The 12,738-nt window shown below is 58.9% G+C and carries 13 protein-coding genes; 5 read left to right on the top strand and 8 right to left on the bottom strand.

Annotated features, from left to right (window positions below):
- Positions 1-38: 38 nt before the first annotated feature.
- Positions 39-1,016 (bottom strand): helix-turn-helix transcriptional regulator, encoded by a 978-nt coding sequence (locus PSH69_RS17010; protein WP_064617365.1) that lies wholly within the window; start codon positions 1,014-1,016, stop codon positions 39-41.
- 266 nt (positions 1,017-1,282) lie between these two features.
- Here PSH69_RS17010 and PSH69_RS17005 point away from each other — a divergent pair, with 266 nt between their 5' ends.
- Entirely contained in the window at positions 1,283-2,188 is a 906-nt protein-coding gene (locus tag PSH69_RS17005; RefSeq protein WP_018927904.1) for a methyl-accepting chemotaxis protein, read from the top strand.
- Positions 2,189-2,227: 39 nt separating this feature from the next.
- Here PSH69_RS17005 and PSH69_RS17000 read toward each other — a convergent pair whose 3' ends face one another.
- Positions 2,228-3,556: a hypothetical protein gene (locus PSH69_RS17000; RefSeq protein WP_305409173.1), complete on the bottom strand. Its 1,329-nt coding sequence runs from the start codon at positions 3,554-3,556 to the stop codon at positions 2,228-2,230.
- Between the two features lie 305 nt (positions 3,557-3,861).
- On the opposite strand from PSH69_RS17000, the gene PSH69_RS16995 reads away from it, so the two are divergent.
- The 3 genes from PSH69_RS16995 (at position 3,862) to feaR (ending at position 7,007) form a co-directional block, all read left to right on the top strand.
- Complete coding sequence (locus PSH69_RS16995; RefSeq protein ID WP_192351260.1) at positions 3,862-5,361, top strand: APC family permease; 1,500 nt, start codon at positions 3,862-3,864, stop codon at positions 5,359-5,361.
- Entirely contained in the window at positions 5,342-5,926 is a 585-nt protein-coding gene (locus PSH69_RS16990) for a DUF3156 family protein (protein WP_305409172.1), read from the top strand. The genes PSH69_RS16995 and PSH69_RS16990 overlap by 20 nt, the downstream gene beginning before the upstream one ends.
- A 118-nt stretch (positions 5,927-6,044) precedes the next feature.
- On the top strand, positions 6,045-7,007 hold the full coding sequence (gene feaR / locus PSH69_RS16985) for a transcriptional regulator FeaR (RefSeq protein ID WP_018927908.1): 963 nt from the start codon (positions 6,045-6,047) through the stop codon (positions 7,005-7,007).
- Between the two features lie 60 nt (positions 7,008-7,067).
- Here feaR and PSH69_RS16980 read toward each other — a convergent pair whose 3' ends face one another.
- The 6 genes from PSH69_RS16980 to PSH69_RS16955 form a co-directional block, all read right to left on the bottom strand.
- Positions 7,068-7,850, bottom strand: a complete 783-nt coding sequence (locus PSH69_RS16980) for an SDR family oxidoreductase (protein WP_305409171.1) — start codon at positions 7,848-7,850, stop codon at positions 7,068-7,070.
- Entirely contained in the window at positions 7,843-8,643 is an 801-nt protein-coding gene (locus PSH69_RS16975) for an SDR family NAD(P)-dependent oxidoreductase (protein WP_305409170.1), read from the bottom strand. The genes PSH69_RS16980 and PSH69_RS16975 overlap by 8 nt, the downstream gene beginning before the upstream one ends.
- Positions 8,636-9,457, bottom strand: a complete 822-nt coding sequence (locus tag PSH69_RS16970) for a molybdenum cofactor biosynthesis F family protein (RefSeq protein ID WP_305409169.1) — start codon at positions 9,455-9,457, stop codon at positions 8,636-8,638. The genes PSH69_RS16975 and PSH69_RS16970 overlap by 8 nt, the downstream gene beginning before the upstream one ends.
- Before the next feature lie 93 nt (positions 9,458-9,550).
- On the bottom strand, positions 9,551-10,216 hold the full coding sequence (locus PSH69_RS16965; protein WP_305409168.1) for a LuxR C-terminal-related transcriptional regulator: 666 nt from the start codon (positions 10,214-10,216) through the stop codon (positions 9,551-9,553).
- Between the two features lie 52 nt (positions 10,217-10,268).
- A complete protein-coding gene (locus PSH69_RS16960; RefSeq protein ID WP_018927913.1) occupies positions 10,269-10,634 on the bottom strand; it encodes a cupin domain-containing protein in 366 nt (121 codons plus the stop codon).
- A gap of 53 nt (positions 10,635-10,687) precedes the next feature.
- Positions 10,688-11,986, bottom strand: coding sequence for an FAD-binding oxidoreductase (locus tag PSH69_RS16955; protein WP_305409167.1), 1,299 nt, complete (start codon positions 11,984-11,986; stop codon positions 10,688-10,690).
- A gap of 232 nt (positions 11,987-12,218) precedes the next feature.
- Here PSH69_RS16955 and hpaR point away from each other — a divergent pair, with 232 nt between their 5' ends.
- Complete coding sequence (gene hpaR, locus PSH69_RS16950; RefSeq protein ID WP_305412843.1) at positions 12,219-12,641, top strand: homoprotocatechuate degradation operon regulator HpaR; 423 nt, start codon at positions 12,219-12,221, stop codon at positions 12,639-12,641.
- The last annotated feature ends 97 nt before the right edge of the window (positions 12,642-12,738 follow it).

Below are 12,738 nucleotides of genomic sequence, written 5' to 3'. Positions count from 1 at the left end.
AAGGCAGCTAAAAAGTCAGCGCGAGTCAGCGGGGTAGATCAGTCAGGCGGGGCGTGCAGCAGATGGGCAATTCGGGCTTTGTCCTTGACCCCGAGTTTGCTGTAGATGGCGCGGATGTGGTGGCGCACGGTATTGGGTGACATGCCCAGATCGCGGGCGACTTCCTTGTAGGTCTTGCCTTCGCCGAAGCCTTGAGCCACATCGTTTTCTCGTGGACTCAATTGCATCAGCACAGTTCGGCTGCGGGCTGCCAGCAGGAACAGATCACCGACCGTCGAGGCCTCGATCTGCAGATGCTTGCCTTCATACCCATTAGCGTCCATTGCCACCGGCAGGCAAGGGCCGGTCCAGTCCGTCCACTCGGTCAGCAGCAAGTCGACGAAACCACGTTCCGCGCAGTGCAGTGTGCCGCGCTGGTCGCATACGGCGAGCGCCAGATTGCGCGGGCGGGTGAGGGTTTCGCGCATGGCCACAAGGGTGCGGATCTGGTTGGCCGATACCGCGGCAACCAGATGAAGCATGAGGTTGTTCAGCAACCGACAATCCTGATCGGAAAAGCGCGGTGCTTCGGGAGCGCGATACACCGTGAGGTGATCGCTGAGGTGGGTTTGTGGGTCGACGTACACAATGCACAGCAATTCGCCAATACCATAGGATTCGCCGAGCCAGTTGAGTCCGGAACCGTTGGAAGGGTCGCGCATGTCGACGATGACCGCTTGCCCGGGGATGTCGTGGACCCTGCCGACGGTCACGTCGATATGGCGAATCGATTGCCAGTCCGACAGGTAGCTGCGGGGCAATTTGTAGAGATAGGAGTTGTGTTCTTCAGGCAACCCCTCAATCAGCGCCGCACGCCCCCACCAGGCACTGTCGAAGGGTAACAACTGATTGATGCAGCCCAGCGCGGCGTGGTGGAAATGCTCGATGTCTTTGTCCTGTGCCAGGCGCTGAAGCTCCAGTGTCATTGCACTGAACGCCTCCAGGAGGCTGGCGTGACCATGATCATGACGGCTCATTCGTATGTACCTCTGTGCGACATTTTTATTGTTTTCGTCACGAAGTCATTAAGGACCGAAACGTCGTTTGGACGTGGGCAGGGCCTGAGGACGAGTATCGGCGGGTTGAGAGAGTATCGCTATCCTACAGATGCACGATGGCTGCTACAGGAAGGCCTTTTGTGTGTGGCAGACAGGAGCAAACGCCTCAGCAGCCAGGTACAAGCAATCATCTCCCGTTTGCTATCAGATCCAGTGTCTCGACTCGATGAACAAAGGACAGGCTGATGTTCTTCAAGAAACATAAACAGCAGCAGGCGCTCACCGAGGCCTTGCAACTGGAACGGTTTACACAAGAAAAAAACCAAATCGTGCAACGTCTGCGGGTCGCCGAGGAGCTGTCCAAGGGCCAGGCCTGCCAATTGGAGCGCAGCGAGCAGGCGCTTGAAACGCTTCGCCAACAGCTGGAACAGACCCGGCTCCGCGAGCAGGCGCTGGAGGCCGAGTTAAGCCTGCACGTGCAGTTGTCCCACCAGCACCGGCAGGAGGAGCAGATCTGGGAGCTGTTGCAGTCGACGCTGACCGAGGGTTGCTGGGACATCACCGTGGTCAACGGTGATGTGCAGGATCCAGCCAGTTGCATGCGGTTTTCCAGTCAGTTCCGCCTCCTCATGGGGTATGCCCCGCACGAGCTGCCCGACGGTTGGGATGCTCAAGTCAACATCACCCATGCTGACGATCTGCCGAAGATCATGGCGATCTTCGATCGGGAAATCCTCGCAACCCACGGCAGTGGTGAATACGTCTTTGAATACCGGATGCGCCACAAGACCCGAGGTTACATCTGGTGTCGCGAGCGTGGTCGCGCAGCCCGTGACGAGCAGGGCCGCTTGACCCGAGTGATCGGCGCGGTGCGCGACATTAGCGATGAGCGTTCAGCCGAGGCCACCCATCAACGAATGCTCGAGCAGAATCAGGCGACCTACGGCCAGATCGCGACGGTGGTAGGAGTCATTAAAGGCATCGCCGACCAGACCAACTTGCTGGCCTTGAACGCCGCCATCGAAGCGGCCAGGGCGGGGGAGGTCGGGCGCGGGTTTTCAGTGGTGGCCGATGAAGTGCGCAAACTGGCGGAAAATACCCGCCAGGCGACTCATCAGATTCAGACGATGTTGCATCAGCACAAACAATAAACCGCGTCAGGAGCTGCGCCAGGCAGCTCCTGAAATGGATTAGAAAGGCACGGCCACGGTCAGTTGGCTGTAGACATTGGTGCCGTTGCCACCAACCTGATTACCGCCGTTGCTTTCATCCTTTTCCGGCTTATACAGGCCCACCAACGGGGTGACGATCAGGTGCTCGTTCACCGCCCATTCGGCATACAGGTCCAGTTCACGACCATCGAGGTCCAGCGCATTGTTCTTGTGCAGGGTCTTGTAGTCGAAAAACAGCACGCCAACGGTCACTGGCTCCAGTGGTTTGACTTTGAGCGCCACATGCTGGATCGCGGTGTTGCTGTTGAACGGGCCCGAATAATTACCGGCCACTTCGCCCTGGAACCAGGTGCCGTAGCCACGGTTGACACCGTTGAACATCGAATCCCAATCTTTGGAATAGCGGCTGTAACGGTACGTCAGGTCCGGCGACCATGGCAGGTCGGCAAAGGTGTAGCCGGCTTCGGTGTACCAGGCTTTTTCCGGGCCGGCGTCCTTGTCCTGCCAGGCATATTCGAAGGAAAAGTGAGCGTTCTCTATTCCGGCATTGCCAGCGCCCCGCAGGCTATAGATGTTCATGCCTTCACGTTGCTTCTGGAAGTCGCTGGCATAACGATCATCGACGTCAATGCCGTGAATATACGTCAGCCCGAGGGTACCTGGCGTGGCGGTGTATTCCAGGGTGCTGGCGGCCATCTCGGTCTTGGCCTGGGCGCGGTTGTCCGACTTGATCCACATCAGGCTGCCGTGCACGCCTTCCTTGCCGCCCAAGCGCAGGACGGCCGTTTCGTCGAATGCATGGCGCGCCGCGAGATAATAGGCACCACCTCGGTTGAACTCACCATCCGCCACACCTTTACCCAGGTTCAGGCCGTCGTCGTTGATGATGAAACCGTCACCGAGAGTAATGACCTGGCGCCCAAACGACACATCCACGCCATCCTTGCCAAGTACCGGGAACAGGTCGCCGGAACGCCAGCCGGCGAAGGCTTCATCAAACTTTGTGGTTCGTTCGGTACCGTCGGTGATGCCCGCGGCATCGCCATCGCCCCAGGTGCCGGAACTGACCAGATTGGCCGTGCCGTAGGCGCTGCCCAGGCCGCCGAGCGTTTGCTCGACACTCAAGCCATACTTGATAAATCCTTCGCGCCAGCTAGACCCGCCAGTGGTGCCGTCATAGTTCTTGCGACTGTTGAACATCCCATAGACCGCGAGGAAGTTGCCCGTGACCTTGGTGTCGTTATCGGCATACAGCTCGTACGCCTGGGCCGACGAGTCGGCGATCAAGAGCGCGATCCCCAGACCAACGGCCTTGGGCAGCGCTCGTGCTTTCAGTGTTTGCTCCATTGTTGTTTTCCCCAGCTTTTGTTGGACAGTTCAATAGGTCGAGTGCGCATTAGGGCGACTGGAGATGGGGGAAGTCTTTCACCTGCGTGCCAGGCATTTGATCCTGTCAGCCACGCGGTGAAGCATGGCAGGGAGCAACAAGACGGGCGGCAGACATGGGCAAGACGATCTGGGTGGCAGAGGAGCACAGTCACTCTGCACACGGCGCCGTTTCGCTCAGGGACTGGCTGGGGAGGGCTTTATCGCCAGCTCCTTGAACGGCTCGTTACATCCACTATAAAAATCCGCTTTTGAGGATCTGCACTATGTCGATCAATGACAGACTCACCGAGCATTTGAACCGGGGCACGGTCGGTTTTCCCACTGCGCTCGCCAGTACCATTGGTCTGATCATGGCCAGCCCGGTGATTCTCACCGCGACCATGGGCTTTGGCATCGGCGGCAGCGCCTTCGCGGTGGCCATGCTGATTGCCGTGGTGATGATGTTGGCCCAGGCGACCACCTTCGCTGAAGCGGCATCGATCCTGCCGACTACCGGTTCGGTCTACGACTACATCAATTGCGGCATGGGCCGCTTCTTTGCTATCACTGGCACGTTGTCGGCCTACCTGATCGTGCATGTGTTCGCAGGCACTGCCGAGACCATTCTTTCCGGGGTCATGGCCCTGGTGAACTTCGAGCACCTCAATACCTTGGCAGAATCTGCCGGTGGTTCCTGGTTGCTTGGGGTTGGGTTCGTCGTGGTGTTCGGGATTCTCAATGCCTTCGGCGTCAGCGCCTTCGGCAGGGCAGAGATCATTCTGACCTTCGGCATGTGGACCACGTTGATGGTGTTTGGCGTGATGGGGTTGATCGCGGCGCCAGCGGTGCAACTGGATGGCTGGTTCGGTGTATCCCTTGTGGGTACTGACCTGATCACCATCCTGTCGCTGGTGGGCATGGCCATGTTCATGTTCGTCGGTTGTGAGTTCGTCACCCCTCTGGCGCCGGACTTGCGCCAATCGGCCAAGGTCATGCCCAAGGCGATGATTCTGGGGTTGTTGAGCGTTGCGTCGTGCATGTTCATCTATGGCGCGGCAATGAAGCGTCAAGTGGAGAACGTGTTGCTTGATGCCGCCGGTGGCGTGCATCTGCTCGATACACCGATGGCCATTCCAAAGTTCGCCGAGCAGGTGATGGGCAATATCGGTCCGATGTGGCTGGGGATCGGCTTTCTGTTTGCCGGGGCGGCGACCATCAATACACTGATGGCGGGTGTGCCGAGGATTCTTTACGGCATGGCAGTCGACGGCGCGTTGCCCAAGGTCTTCACCTACTTGCACCCACGCTTCAAGACGCCGCTGCTGTGCATTCTGGTGGCGATGCTGATTCCTTGCCTGCATGCGCTGTATCTGGGCGGTAACACTGACAACATCATGCATCTGGTGTTGGCCGCCGTTTGTGCCTGGAGTTTTGCCTATCTGCTGGTGACGCTGTCGGTGGTAATGCTGCGCATCCGTCGTCCCGATCTGCCACGGGCCTATCGCTCGCCCTTCTTCCCGTTGCCACAGATCCTTTCCAGCGTCGGCATCCTGCTGGGCATGTGGTTTATCACGCCGCCCGGCATGAACCCCGCAGATATCTATGTCCCGTTCGCGGTGATGCTTGGTGGTACCGCGGTATACGCGCTGTTCTGGACGTTAGTCGTGCAGAAGGTCAATCCATTCAAGCCTGCTTCGGTGGAAGAAGTGCTGGCCAAGGAGTTCTCCAATGAACCGGGGCACCCTGACAACGGGTATATCGACCATGCTGCAAAAACTGTCTGAGCTGTTCAGCGCCAGACGCGCCCCAGCTGGTTATCGGCCTGGGGTGACGCTCGAGCACCTGCGGCGCAACCTCGGTCTGGCCAGTTTCGAGCAGACAGAGCCGACAGCGGCCCGGGCTTCGCTGGACGATGGCAGCCTGCAATTGGAGATCGTCGAGCGCACCGAGTCGCAGCTGTTGATGCACCTGGTCATGACCGAGTTCGTGATCCGGGTGCCTGCCTCGACTGAGGGCGTTGCGAGCTTTGAACTGCACCATAGCGGGGCTGTTCGACGGACCGGGATCCGCTGTCGGCAGCGTGCTGGAGACGCCGCGCTATTAGCCAGGTTGCAGGCCAGGTTGCAGGAGGACAGTGCGCTGCACCAGGCCTTGATGCCGTTGGACTTCAAACGCTTGCGCATCGATCTGCAAGGGCATCAGTGGTGCGTACGGCTGGAGCATATGGGGGGCAGCGAGGTGGTCAACCGGATGCCGGCCTTTCGTCGCTACATCGCTTTGAGCCGTGATCAACGCACTTGGCTGCTTGACACGTTGACTGGATTGCAGCGCCTGTTGCGCACGTTCTGATTCGCGATTTTGGCATCATTAGTGCTACCCACTTTGGCAGACACGTACTTGTTGCGCGTATATAGATAACATGTTAACTATTGCGCAACAAAAACAAAAAGCCATTGTGGAGAGCCCCATGAGCATCCATCAGTCTGTGCAAGACGGGTTGGAAACCTGGACCCGGGATCTGCGAGCAGCCTGTGGTCATTTCGACACAGAATTGGCCTACAACCGTTCGCTGTTCATTGGTGAGGTTTCCGAGTGTTCCCGGGGCGGTCTGTCCTTGGCGAACTTGCGTACCAACGCAGGGCTTATCAAGCGCGACAAGCCCAACGCCGATCACGACAACGAACAGGATTGCTTCCTGGTCAGCCAGCGCAGCGGTTACTGCCAGATCACCCAGTACGGACAGAGCATCCAGTTGGCTCCCGGGGACCTGTTGCTGATGGACTCGGCAGGTTCCATTGAAATCAGCCCATTCGGGCTGATCGAGCATGTCTCGGTCTCCTTGTCCCGCAACGAAGTGTGCAAACAGCTTGGCAGCCAGTCCCGGACGTTCGGCAAGATTTCCTCGAGCAAGGCCTGTGGGCGGATGCTGCATGTGCTGGTGGATCAGCTGTGCAAGGACGCGTGGGTGGGCGAGGGCGCAGTCGGTGAGGGTGAGGCGTTGCAATCGGCTTTTGTATCGTTGCTGGGCTCGGCATTCGATCAGGATCAGGTGTCGGGGGATGACGTTACTTCGTTGCAGGGCAACAACCTGCGCAGCTATGTGCAGAAAGTCATCGACGAGTCCCTGACCCAGCCGGGCTTGAGTCCCGTCGGGCTGGCCAATCGATTGAACATTTCAGTGCGGCATTTGTATCGGTTGTTTGAAGAGCAGGACGATAGCGTCTGTCGCTACATTCAACGGGCGCGGCTCAAGCGCAGCGCCGATGACCTGACCAATCCGTTCTTGCGTAGCGAATCGATCACCTCCATCGCTTACAAGTGGGGCTTCACCGACTCGGCGCATTTCAGCCGCTCGTTCAAGAAGCAGTTCGAGTTGTCACCCAAGGATTTTCGTTCCAGTCATTTGCAACAGGCGGTGGGGGCGGCTTGACTCTCTGGATGAAAAAGGGGGGCCTTTCAAAGCCCCCTTTCAGCATGAAAAAACGCTATATCAAACCTCTGGCAAGGTCGAGCCGCCATCGACCACCAGCGTCTGTCCGGTGATGTAAGTTGCCAGATCCGATGCTAGAAACAGCATGGCTCCGGCAATATCCGCCGCCTTGCCAAGCCGTCCCAGGGGCACTCGACTGGCGATATTTTCGTTCAGTTGGTCGTCCCCCAGATTGCCCATGGCTGGCGTCGCGATCATGCCCGGCTCGACGCCATTGACCCGCACGTTGTGTCCGGCCAGTTCCAGTGCCGCGTTGCGGATGAAACCGTTGACCCCGGCTTTTGACGCCGCGTAATGGCTCAGCCCCGGGTAGGCTACTCGTGGGCCGGTGACCGATGAAGTCACCAGCACGCAGCCCTGACCCTGACGGCGGAACATCGGCAAGGCCGCCTGGGTCAGCCAGAACAGCGCCGAGAGGTTGACCGCCAGAGTTCGGTCGAGAATGGAAGGGGTAATCTCGGCGAACGGTGTCAGCGGAAAATACCCGGCGTTGTGCACGAGAACGTCCAGTTGCCCCAAACGCTGTTCAAGCGCGTGAATCAGTTCGAACACCGCCCTGGATTCGGCCAGGTCGACGCACACGGCTTCAACCTGACACGCTTGCGCAGACAATTCGACAGCCAGCGACTGGGCCAGCGGCAATTGAAGGTCGGCGATTACCACATGAGCACCTCGCACGGCGAAAGCTTCGACGATCGCCCGCCCAATGCCTTGTGCTCCGCCGGTCACCAGGACGGTTTTTCCGCTGAAATCAAGATCTTTGAAAGCGCAGCCTTCAGACATGAGTTTGCTCCATGTGGGTGTAGGCCAGGGTCGGCACATCGACGATGCTCGAGCCGCCGTCGGCCACCACGGTTGCGCCCGTGATAATCGACGCCTCGCGAGAGGCCAGGAAGCGGCAAACCCTGGCAATTTCCTCGGCGCTGGCCGGTCGTCGCAACGGCACGTCGGCGCAGACCCGGTCATAGGCTTGCTGCAGCGTTTCGCCATAAAAGTCCATCAGCGGCTGCATCTCCTGATCGGCCATGGGCGTGCGCACCCAGCCCGGGCAGACGGCGTTCACTCGTACACCGCGCGGGCCGTAATCCCTGGCCAGCGAGCGGTTGAGGCCGAGCAGCGCGTGCTTGGCCGTTGTGTAGCCGCAGACTTCGGGCCCCGCCGCCAGCGAGGCAATGGAACCGATCAGCACGATGTTGCCGGTACTCTCCAGCAGCAGAGGCAGGCAGGCCCGGGCACTGTAGAAGGCGCTGTCCAGGTTGCTGCGCAACGCTGCTTCCCAAGTCTGCGGGCTGGTGTCGGTGGCGCTGCCCAGGCCAAGGCCACCGGCACAGGCCAGCAGTACATCAAGGCGCCCGTAGCGCTGACGAATCTGCGCCACGAATCCTTCCCAGGTGTCCGGGCAGGCGGCATCGCCGACCAAAACCAGCCCGCCGGTTTCCCGGGCAATTTGCTCCAGGGGCTCGCGGCGGCGGCCGATCAACACCAGATTGACGCCTTCGGCTGCGTACAGCCGGGCACAGGCAGCACCGATGCCCGTCCCGGCACCGGTGATTGCAACGGTACGTGGCTCAGGCATTGGGATACTCCGTCCGGTTGAGAACCTGGCAGTAAGAGCTGACCGGAAAGTTCGACAGTTCATCGAAGGACGACCCGGCATAACCGAAGATCTTGCCGTCGCTGCGGTGCTGTTGCAGATCGATCAGCACCAGACCGAGAGTCGGGATGATCTTTTCGCGCCAGACGAACAGGTACAGCTGATCGGCGATCTTGTAGTAGTGACAACGGTCGGTGTCGCACAGGCCTTGCTCGACGCCCTTGAGGCACTGCCAGGAATAGAACTGATCGTTGAGGTAGATGTGTTCGTAGACTTCACTTGGGCTGTAGCGATACAGGTTGCGCAGGCCGGTCAGTTCGCTGGTCGGTGCGTGAGGGCATTGGCCTTCCTGCCACGGACGATCAAGGCTGCCATGCAAAAACTCGACTTCGACCGAGGTCAGGTGCTTGCCCGCCAGCGCACGGCTGTAGAGGCCTTCACAGGTTTGCTCCTGGGTCGGCATGCGGCCGATCACAGCGGTGAATGCAGCGCTAACGGTGTCGAGCACCAGGCTGATCGACCAGGCTTGACCACCTTCGTGCTTGATGAAGTCCACCAGATACAGACCTGGACGCACTGAGGTGGCTCGATAGTTTGCAGTGCCCGTGGAGTGCCCATCGGCAGCGGTCCAGGATAGGGCTTCGGTGTCGAAACGATGTTCGATCTGCCAGCCATTGGCGAAGTTCAGCGTGAAGGCCTTGCCGTTCAGGTCGGCCAGATTCGGCAGGATGAAGGCTTCAGGGGCGAAGCCGTCGGCCAGGGCGCCAACGGTGATCCAGTCGGATGATGTTGTCATTGCAATGCTCCAGTTGAGTGAAATAACAATCTGGAGCATGCGGTTCGCTAACAAGCTCGCCTATCAACCGGATGGTTGAGCCGGGCTAAAAAATCAGAGCTGGAGAAACAGGGTTCCCACAAGCTCGGTGCGGCTGCTGACGCCGGTCTTGCGAAACAGGTTGATCAGGTGGGTCTTGATGGTCGGCAGACCGACTTTCAGTTCCAGGGCCAGTTGCTTGTTGCTGGCGCCCTGGCGCAGCAACAACGCGATCTGCCGCTCCTTGGGCGTCAGGCCGGTCAGCGGATCTTCGCAGGGCTGTATGTTCGCGACGGCGAGTTGCAGCAGGGACTGCAAGGCATTGAGCTGGGCCAGTTGGTCGGTGGTGAAGGCGCCTTGTTCGGCGGTGCGTAACATCGAGATCGCGGCCTGAGGCTGGCCGGCGCGATGGGCGAGGATTTCCACCACATCGACAATGCCATAGCGCTGCAGAAAGTCCCGATAGCGCCGACTGTCCCGTGTCGGCTGTCGGGCCATGGCAAAACCCAGAGGCACCACGGCTCGCCCGCTGGACAGGCAATTTCGCGGTTGCAAAGGGTCGAACCGACGGTAGTTGTCCAGATAGTCGCGATGCATCTCATCGCTCATGCAATGCAGCCGGAAGTCACGGGCTTGCAGTTGCCGGTCGACACAGTAGAACGCCGCCTGACTGGCAGGTACGAGTTGAGTGAAAGCTTGCAGGCAATGGCCGGCGATTTCCTGGGTGGGGAGGACATTCATGTTCGGTACCTCGCCAAGGGGCTACCGGCTGTTCGCCGGCAACCCGAATCGGTCAAGCGACAGCGAAGTAGTGTTTGACGAAACTTTCGCTGACCACTTCCCACAGCACGGGAGTGCCTTTGGTCACGAACCAGCTGTCGCCGGCCTTGTAGCGAGCACTCTGGCCGGTGGATTCGTTGGTCAGGACCACTTCGCCGGTAACCACCGTAGCTTGTTCGGCGAACGGATAGACCATGCGGAACTTGCCCTGGGTGGTGCCGAAATAGGCACTGCTGACCGGGTCGGTCGGTGCGCCGAAAGTCATTTTGCCGAAGGCTTTGACTTCGCCTTCGAGGATTTCCGAGCCGAGGTCGGCAACGGAGCCCCAGGCGTCCAGTTCGGACAGCTGGATGTCTTTCTTGAGGGTGGTAAGGGTCATGGCAGTTGCTCCTGATGAGTAAAAAAACAGAAAAGGGAAGAGCGCCTTGGCAGTTACCGACGCCCGCTCCAATAACCTGACAGCTGGTGCCAGGACTTGCCGGCGGTCAGCAACAGTGGGCGAAACGCATCTTTGCCAAGGATGGTAGGGCGGTGGATCGAGCTGACCAGGTCATAGCGCGCCGAGCCTTCACTCATGCCTTCGGCCAGCACCTTGCAGATGATGTGGCTGGGGGTGACGCCGAAGCCTGAATAGCCCTGAACGAAGAAGGCGTTGCTGCGACCGGGCAGGGTGCCGATCTGCGGGAACAGATTCGGGCTGCAGGCCATCGGACCGCCCCAGGCCAGATCGATTTTCACGTCCTTGAGGTACGGGAAAATCTTCAGCATCAGGTTGCGGTTCCAGGCTTTCAGGTCCAGGGGAATGTGCTCGACCAGCGGTGTGGCCGCACCGAACAACAGACGGTTTTCGTTGGTGACGCGGTAGTAGTCGATCACCGGACGAATGTCGCTGTAGGCGCCGCGAATCGGGCTGATGCGGTTGATCAACTCGTCCGACAGTGGCTCGGTCATCATCTGGAAGGCGTAGGTGTTGATGGTCGATCGGTGTAGTTCCGGTTCCAGCTTGTTGAGGAAGCTGTCGCAGGCCCAAAGTAATTTGCTGGCCTTGACCGAACCACGGCCGGTGCGCACGGTGATGCGCTCGCCATAGCTGACTTCCAGCGCTGGACTGTTCTCGAAAATCCGCACGCCGTGACCGGCCAGCGCCTTGGCTTCACCAAGCAGCAAGTTCAGCGAATGAACATGACCGCCGCCCATGTGCAGCAATGCACTGCTGTAGGCGTTAGAACCGATGATTTGCTTGACGTCCGAACCACCGAGAAAGCGAATCTCATGCTTGGTGTTGATCGATTTGAAGTCTTTTTCCCAGGCACGCAGGGTCTTTTCCTGGCGAGCGTTGAAGCCCATGTAGCCGTAGCCGTGGCAGAAGTCGGCATCGATGTCGTACTTGGCGATGCGGTCCTTGATGATGTCCGCGCCCAGGTCGCTGATCTCGAAGACCTGACGCAGACCGTCTTCACCTACGTCCTTCTTGATCTTCTCCAGATCGTGACCGATGCCGGCCATGATCTGCCCGCCATTGCGTCCGGTGCCGCCAAAACCCAGGTAACGCGCCTCCAGCACGACGATATTGGTGATGCCTTTTTCGGCGAGCTCAAGCGCGGTATTGATGCCGGAGAAACCACCGCCAATGACCACAACGTCGGCTTCCACATCCTGTTCCAGGGTCGGGAAACTGAGGTTGTATTTTTTGGTGGCCGTGTAATAGGTGGGCGTTTCGATATTGATCATGGCGTAGCCTGAAAAAGTGAAGAAAAACTCAACGCAGGGCCTTTGATTAGCTCTGTACCGGATGACTCCTATTAAGAGCCTTGGCTCGGTGTATGTCTTGATTCTCTATGCCGGGATTTTTGATTCAGCGCGCCAGAAGGCCTTTGCGATAAGAAGTTATGGCGCGTCCGGGAGGACAGGATGATAGAGTTTCGTTAAATTATTAACTAAATCAACCGTGATCCTGACTCCGATGCTCAAACCCCGGCAATCCCTGACCTTGACCCTGCTGCAAGCACGTGAAGCAGCCATGAGTTTTTTTCGTCCCTCGCTCAACCAGCACGGGTTGACTGAACAGCAGTGGCGGGTTATCCGCATTCTCAGTCAGCACGGCGAGCTGGAAATCTACCAACTGGCGGAACTGGCGTGCATCCTCAAACCGAGCATGACCGGTGTGCTGGTGCGCATGGAGGCGGCCGGCATGGTCCATCGGCGAAAGGCCGAGCAGGATCAGAGGCGGGTGCTGGTGACCCTGGCCGAAAAGGGCGAAGCATGCTTTGAGTCTATGAGCCAGTGCATGGAAGAGAACTACCAACGGTTACAGGCGCAGTTGGGAGAGGAGAAGTTGCAGACGTTGCTTGGGTTGCTCGATGAATTGAAGACCATCAAGCGTTGAAAGCCTGAACCTGCAGGAGCCGGGCTTGTTCGCGAAGCAGATGCCGCGGTGTATCCAGCCCACCTCGCTATCGTTCATCGCGAGCAAGCCTGGCTCC

Source organism: Pseudomonas sp. FP1740, assembly GCF_030687165.1.
Lineage (GTDB): Bacteria > Pseudomonadota > Gammaproteobacteria > Pseudomonadales > Pseudomonadaceae > Aquipseudomonas.
The sequence above is the reverse complement of the archived record's forward strand: the minus strand, read 5'-3'. Positions and strand labels throughout refer to the sequence as shown.

Bases quoted from the DNA above. Each gene is read 5' to 3' on its own strand.
- PSH69_RS17010 (WP_064617365.1), bottom strand. From the start codon at position 1,016: ATGAGCCGTCATGATCATGGTCACGCCAGCCTCCTGGAGGCGTTCAGT.
- PSH69_RS17005 (WP_018927904.1), top strand. From the start codon at position 1,283: ATGTTCTTCAAGAAACATAAACAGCAGCAGGCGCTCACCGAGGCCTTG.
- PSH69_RS17000 (WP_305409173.1), bottom strand. From the start codon at position 3,556: ATGGAGCAAACACTGAAAGCACGAGCGCTGCCCAAGGCCGTTGGTCTG.
- PSH69_RS16995 (WP_192351260.1), top strand. From the start codon at position 3,862: ATGTCGATCAATGACAGACTCACCGAGCATTTGAACCGGGGCACGGTC.
- PSH69_RS16990 (WP_305409172.1), top strand. From the start codon at position 5,342: ATGCTGCAAAAACTGTCTGAGCTGTTCAGCGCCAGACGCGCCCCAGCT.
- feaR (WP_018927908.1), top strand. From the start codon at position 6,045: ATGAGCATCCATCAGTCTGTGCAAGACGGGTTGGAAACCTGGACCCGG.
- PSH69_RS16980 (WP_305409171.1), bottom strand. From the start codon at position 7,850: ATGTCTGAAGGCTGCGCTTTCAAAGATCTTGATTTCAGCGGAAAAACC.
- PSH69_RS16975 (WP_305409170.1), bottom strand. From the start codon at position 8,643: ATGCCTGAGCCACGTACCGTTGCAATCACCGGTGCCGGGACGGGCATC.
- PSH69_RS16970 (WP_305409169.1), bottom strand. From the start codon at position 9,457: ATGACAACATCATCCGACTGGATCACCGTTGGCGCCCTGGCCGACGGC.
- PSH69_RS16965 (WP_305409168.1), bottom strand. From the start codon at position 10,216: ATGAATGTCCTCCCCACCCAGGAAATCGCCGGCCATTGCCTGCAAGCT.
- PSH69_RS16960 (WP_018927913.1), bottom strand. From the start codon at position 10,634: ATGACCCTTACCACCCTCAAGAAAGACATCCAGCTGTCCGAACTGGAC.
- PSH69_RS16955 (WP_305409167.1), bottom strand. From the start codon at position 11,986: ATGATCAATATCGAAACGCCCACCTATTACACGGCCACCAAAAAATAC.
- hpaR (WP_305412843.1), top strand. From the start codon at position 12,219: ATGCTCAAACCCCGGCAATCCCTGACCTTGACCCTGCTGCAAGCACGT.